6 protein-coding genes and 1 pseudogene are annotated in these 5,809 nt (G+C 35.6%); 5 read left to right on the top strand and 2 right to left on the bottom strand.

What is annotated here, in order from left to right:
- Nucleotides 1-239 (bottom strand): annotated as a pseudogene (locus tag BJN41_RS13055) (helix-turn-helix domain-containing protein); the annotation flags it as partial.
- Between the two features lie 472 nt (nt 240-711).
- Between BJN41_RS13055 and BJN41_RS13050 the strand changes: the two are divergent.
- Complete coding sequence (locus BJN41_RS13050; RefSeq protein ID WP_070155710.1) at nt 712-987, top strand: hypothetical protein; 276 nt, start codon at nt 712-714, stop codon at nt 985-987.
- 318 nt (nt 988-1,305) lie between these two features.
- On the opposite strand, the gene BJN41_RS13040 is transcribed toward BJN41_RS13050, so the two are convergent.
- Nucleotides 1,306-2,055, bottom strand: coding sequence for a metallophosphoesterase family protein (locus BJN41_RS13040; protein ID WP_070155707.1), 750 nt, complete (start codon nt 2,053-2,055; stop codon nt 1,306-1,308).
- A 588-nt stretch (nt 2,056-2,643) separates the two neighbouring features.
- On the opposite strand from BJN41_RS13040, the gene BJN41_RS13035 reads away from it, so the two are divergent.
- The 4 genes from BJN41_RS13035 to BJN41_RS13020 form a co-directional block, all read left to right on the top strand.
- Nucleotides 2,644-4,278 carry an HNH endonuclease gene (locus tag BJN41_RS13035; protein WP_070155705.1) on the top strand — a complete coding sequence of 545 codons (1,635 nt, stop codon included), beginning with the start codon at nt 2,644-2,646 and terminating at the stop codon, nt 4,276-4,278.
- A 78-nt stretch (nt 4,279-4,356) separates the two neighbouring features.
- Nucleotides 4,357-4,938, top strand: a complete 582-nt coding sequence (locus BJN41_RS13030) for a class I SAM-dependent methyltransferase (RefSeq protein ID WP_070155703.1) — start codon at nt 4,357-4,359, stop codon at nt 4,936-4,938.
- Nucleotides 4,923-5,471, top strand: a complete 549-nt coding sequence (locus tag BJN41_RS13025; RefSeq protein ID WP_201787572.1) for a GIY-YIG nuclease family protein — start codon at nt 4,923-4,925, stop codon at nt 5,469-5,471. The genes BJN41_RS13030 and BJN41_RS13025 overlap by 16 nt, the downstream gene beginning before the upstream one ends.
- A gap of 143 nt (nt 5,472-5,614) precedes the next feature.
- On the top strand, nt 5,615-5,809 hold a 195-nt coding region (locus BJN41_RS13020), incomplete at its 3' end, for a helix-turn-helix domain-containing protein (protein ID WP_034683890.1).

Raw genomic sequence — 5,809 nt, 5'->3', positions numbered from 1 at the left:
GAGCGATGACCTTCTTTAATCGATTCAAACTCATACAATTCCCAACGTCGGCGTTGTAGCCTTATGGTTTCTGGGATACGTTCTTGTAGAGTGGCAACTTCCGCAACACTTTTACCTTCAGAAAGCCAGAGAATAGTTTGGGYACGTTGTCTTTCACGCCAATGTTTTGCATGCTTGGCCAGAAAAATGAGTCGTTCTCGCTGTTCTAAACTAAGTGGTACAGAAACAATTCGAGGCATGTGTGAACATCTGTTAACTAAAAAAACTTTTTCGCATGATTAGTTATTTTTGTCAACTTAAGAGGACATTTTTTTAACATTCTAGTGGCTTGGTTGCATAAAGATTAGAAAGATTGAATTATTCTAAAAAATATAAAGTCGAGATACAACTCCTCCAATAATTTGATGCAACCCATCTTAGTTTTTATCTGTACTCAAACCTGAGCTGACAGTTACCCATTTTTTATTGTGCCTGTCAGGTTACTTTTGAGCTAAATTCTTCTCAGCCCAAATCCGTTTTCCATCAAGTAAAGTTTCAAGTGGTGTACGACCACAGCACACTTTTGGACTGATTTTAAATGCATTGATCAAATTTTATTTGATCGCTGTGATTTTAAGGGGGGGATTACCGGATAGCTAGATCATTACCCAATTTCAATTTATGTCGTAATTTGTTAATCTTAATTTCAGATAAAAATCAAGGAGGCAATTGATGTCGAGAAAAATAATAATGACTACAAATGAAAGGCGTCTTCAAGCTCTAAATCAAATGCGTGCTAGTTACAGAGGTGAGCAACTTTTAAGACAAGATAGAATTAAACTCATTCAACATGGTACAGTTGTTCAATCGCACGAAATTTCTATCAATGACAGTGATCATACTCTATGTGATGATTTAGCAATAGAAATTGATGAATGTGACATGTTAAAACAAACTGCTGAGACTATGTATGCAACTACAGGTGATACAATTTGGTTAAGTTTTTAATACCTTAAAGCTTATGATGTTATCTTAATGAGAGAAACTTAGAACTTCTTGAGTAAGTCCTCAGTTGATATTTCTTGTTCCACGCAAAAAACACCATTTAGATCTACTTTCATTTTTTAATCGAATTACCTTGGATTTTATAGATGTCGAGTAGATTTTTAAGTATTTGATCTGCAATTTTATTTTTCCAATCATCTTCTGGCTCTAAAGTAATCGACATGAGCTTCTCCTAGTTCATTGTGTAGAAGCTAAATCAACAGTCCTATAGGTTATATGATATTGAAGTTAGTTTAGATTGTTTCAATACGAGTATGATACTTAAATTTCTATGATCAAATTTTCTCTAAACCCATTTTTTCCTTGCTCCTGAGGATACCCTAAAGGGTTGATCACTAATCTGCATCCATCGACTACAGTATCAATTGATGTATGCGTATGTCCTGAAATCCATAACTTAAAGCCTTTGACATCTAAATCATTAATAAAATAGGGGTTAAGCGCTGATGCAACAGGGTGCTTACCCCAATAAGGATCAAGACAAGCTAAATGCGGTGGAAAATGCGTAATAACGATCACATGATCTTGGCCTCTAAACTGCATAATATTTTGATGATATCGTTGAAATAGTGCAATGTAGTCATCAGCTGTTATAGTTCGATTATCGCTACTTATCATGATTTGATCAAAATCATAAATAGATTGTTCAGCATCTTCTTTAAATTTTTGCAGTTCGTTAGTGGTTGTACGAGCTGAGTTGGAACGAAAGTTCGTAAACAATGTACCGCCAACAAATATTTTATCCTGTATCTTGATATGGTTGTCATCAAGCAGAGCATTTTGAGGATAATTTTCTCTTAAAAAGTCTGCGACTAAATTGTAGTTTGAGCAGTAATAATCATGATTACCTAAAACAAAAATAAAGTTCTTATTCAGGTTTTTACATGTTTCTGCAAATTCAATAGCACCACTCAGGCGATTCGAAAAATCCCCAGCGTGAATAATGACGTCAGCTTCATCTGATAATGAATATTTCGAATTGTGAGTATCCGATAAAATTTGCAGTTTCAATCTACTTCCTTTATTAAATCACGCTGCTTAAATATATAGAATTTCATTGCGATCAGTTTACAGCAACTAGATATTGTAGAAATTATAAGATACTTATCTGTATTCTTAAGCCTCTAAAAATATAGGTAATTATTTTTGAATCAATTGATTAAATATTAATCATAAAATTTGACCAATTGAATTTATGCACATAAGATAAAGATGTTACAGCAAAATCTGTGACCAGGCGTGGAAACCTGTTACTCAACGAACTAAAGAGTCGCTTTTAGTGGCTCTTTTGTGTCTACATGGCGCTTTTATGGTAAGCCAAGTAGGGCAGTCTTTGACTGGCCGTTTCGTTGAGCGGTATTTCCACACCCTATTTGGTTTGCCTCCATCTCGTGGAAAGGATGTTGGCAAACAACAATTAATCAACGAGGCTTCAAATGAAAAAATATCCCATCCCTATTTTTATTATCTCTAGCAAAAAAGTACTTTTGAATTAATCACCTGTTTTAATTCTAACAACCTACTTAAATTTTAAATTAATGACTTCATAAATTTCGTAATCTCACGAGATCTAGAGAAGTATTGCCTAGAGAAAATAAAATGGCCCGTACTAAGCTTTTAACCAATATTATTCAAAGAAAAATGATGGTGCCTGACGAAATGTCGCACTCAAATCTGCACCATAACTTTGAAATATCACTTTATGACTTCGCCAACCATGAGATCCTAGAAAAACTATATAAAGCAGACAATCAACGCTCCACAGAGTGTTGGAGCCCTGCTGAAATTCAGGAGTTTATTCTAAACTGTTTGAATGATCGTAATGTCAATTTATGCGTTCGCTATTGGAAAGATGCTGCTGGTAATATTTATATCATCGATGGTGGGCACAGGATTTCAATTATCTATGCTTGGATCAAAAGATACTTTATTGATGAGCAAGTAATAGGAGCCCCAAAATTCACGGCACCACAAAAACGAGATATTCGTCAGATTCGTAATCGATTAGGTGGATTAGCTGATTTTCAAGAGTTATGTAGCGATTCTGAGTTTCAGCAAAAATTAAAATCAACCAAAATTAATTTTATTGAAGTCATTGGGACACCTGAGGAGGCTCGAAAAGCCTTTTGTTCAATCAATTCGGATACGAAACGATTAGATCCAGATGAAGAATATCATTTACAAAATAGGGGAAGTGATGCTTTTTATGTGATTTATGCGTGTTGTTATATCAACGATAATAAATCCAACTTGGCTGAACTGAATTACGAGCGGATAAATGAAGTGATCACTTTGGGTGAGCAAATTCATGATCATCTTTTTAAGATAATACTTTTAGAGCCAGATTTAACACACGGTAAAAAAATCGGCTTGGTCAATGAACTCCTGAATATCATGTTTGGTGATACTAGTCAGAATACTGTGAATATAGACCAAGGTCAGCGTGTAGAAAATTTAATGCTAAAACTTAGAGTTGTGCTGTGTCGTATCGCTACACCACCAATTAGTATTCGGATTCCAAGTTTGGGCTTACACCCAAAACTATATTTTTATAAAGATAATCGTTTTCAAGTGACATCCTTTTTGGCCTGGTTCTCTATCGTCTGTGAAATTGAAAAAGACTGTTTTGAAATACAGAATAAAAAGATAGATTTTATTGGATTTACCCGAGCACGCCGTGGTGTTGAAAGTTTAATTGAAAAAATTCCTGTGGCGATCAAAGAAACTGTAGGTAAGTTTGGTAGTGGGATCAGATCGCATGAGCGATTGAAGAACGTGTATCAAGCATTCATCTGTATTGGACTCAATATGGATTTAGATTTTGAAGATGAAGTTTGTTTGAACACCGTCATTCTTTCGATGAGTCAATCATTTGATTATATTAATTTTAATGATTTTTACCTTGACCGTTTTGGTGGTGATTATGATGAGAGCATTGTGGATGATGTTGTGAGCTTTGTGAAATCAGTAAGACTAACAAAGAAGAAAAAACCTCTAAATTTTTCACTCGCGACCAAAAGAAATCTTTATCAACGTGAGGAAAGGAAAACTTGGAGCTATTGTGAAGTATGTGATAGCGCTCTATACCTTGAATCAACTGAAGTAGATCATCGTGAATCGAAAGCAGAAGGTGGTTACGGTGTTTTAGAAAATGGAGCAATTATTCATCCGATATGTAATCGTTTTAAGTCAGATCGTGCTTTGGAAGAAGTAAGAGCAGATTTATTTGACTAAAAAGATAAGGGAGCAAATGCTCCCTTATCTTTTTGTTTTTTAGTAGACTGGGGTCAGTGTTTAGCCTAAGCAACCAATATGAAAACAATAGACTATTACAACCAATACGCAGATCAATTTTTACAAGCCACGTTGTATGTGGATATGGAAAGCCTATACCAACCATTTTTAGCTGAGTTGCCAGATTCTGCACGCATCCTGGATTTAGGCTGTGGGTCAGGTCGTGACACTTTGGCTTTTAAAAATAAAGGCTATCAAGTTGATGCTATCGACTATTCTGAAGTATTGGTCGAACGAGCGACCCAACTGACTGGTATCGCTGTTCAGCAACAAAGTTTTTATGAGCTTGATATACAAGATGTTTATGATGGGGTATGGGCATGTGCCGCTTTACTACATTGTGCTCGTAATAGACTCCCTGATGTTTTAAAACGTATTCATGCTGCATTACGCCGTGGCGGTGTGTGCTATATGTCTTTTAAATATGGAACAGCAGATAGAGTAAAAGGCGGTAGGGCGTTTACTGACTTAAATGAAGAGCAGGCTCAGGAATTGTTAGATCAGTTGAGTGGGGTTAGGGTGTTAAAACAGTGGATTACAGTAGATCAGCGACCTGATCGTGATGAACAGTGGCTGAATGTACTTTGGAAAAAACAATGATACATTCCTGTTCGTTTCCTAATATTCTTTATTCACGATTTGATTTACAAGAAAGCTCCAAACTGATTCCTACTGAGAATGGCATCTATTTTTGGTGGATTAAAAACTTACCTGAGATTGTTCCGCTAGAGGACTGTATTCAGATTAAGGAATACTATCTTGTGTATTCAGGTATTTCCCCAGATAAAAAAGGGAAACCAAATAGTAAATCGACTTTAAAAACTCGGCTCAGAACACATTATTTTGGCAATGCTGAAGGATCTACATTAAGACGAACACTCGGTATTTTACTTGCTCATCAAAGTGGATTTCCTTTACGTCGAGTTGGTTCGGGTAAACGAATGACATTTACTCACTTGGGTGAACAATGGTTAGATCATTGGATGGAGGAGAATACGCGTATCTCATGGGTATTAGATCCTGAACCATGGGTGCTTGAAGAAAATATGTTTAAATCAGTTTCATTACCATTGAATTTAAAAGGGAATGAGCACGTTTTTAAAAATACATTGTCCATTTTGAGAAAAGAATGAACCGTACCGGGTTTGTCGGAGACTTTTTTTATTTAAGTTAGGTGTATTAGTTCAGACTTGATCGTACATTCTTCTTGAAAAAGAGAAAGTTACCCGTTTTGATAAAGGTGTCGAAATCTTAATCAAACAAAGGTAACTTTCTTATGTTGCATACTAACAATCAAATCATTAAACACAAAGTAGGTCTGCTCAATTTAGCTGAAGAGCTTCAGAATGTATCCAGAGCATGCAAAGTGATGGGTGTTTCAAGAGATACATTTTATCGCTATCAAGAGTTAGTGAAGTCTGGTGATATTGACGCACTGATCAATAAATCCCGTCGAGTACCAAATTTAAAA

The organism is Acinetobacter towneri (genome assembly GCF_001758345.1).
Lineage (GTDB): Bacteria > Pseudomonadota > Gammaproteobacteria > Pseudomonadales > Moraxellaceae > Acinetobacter > Acinetobacter towneri_A.
This window is presented reverse-complemented; position numbering and strand designations above follow the sequence as displayed.

What these genes read in the sequence shown, in the direction of transcription:
- BJN41_RS13035 (WP_070155705.1), top strand. Translation starts at nt 2,644, where the DNA reads ATGGCCCGTACTAAGCTTTTAACCAATATTATTCAAAGAAAAATGATG.
- BJN41_RS13050 (WP_070155710.1), top strand. Translation starts at nt 712, where the DNA reads ATGTCGAGAAAAATAATAATGACTACAAATGAAAGGCGTCTTCAAGCT.
- BJN41_RS13030 (WP_070155703.1), top strand. Translation starts at nt 4,357, where the DNA reads ATGAAAACAATAGACTATTACAACCAATACGCAGATCAATTTTTACAA.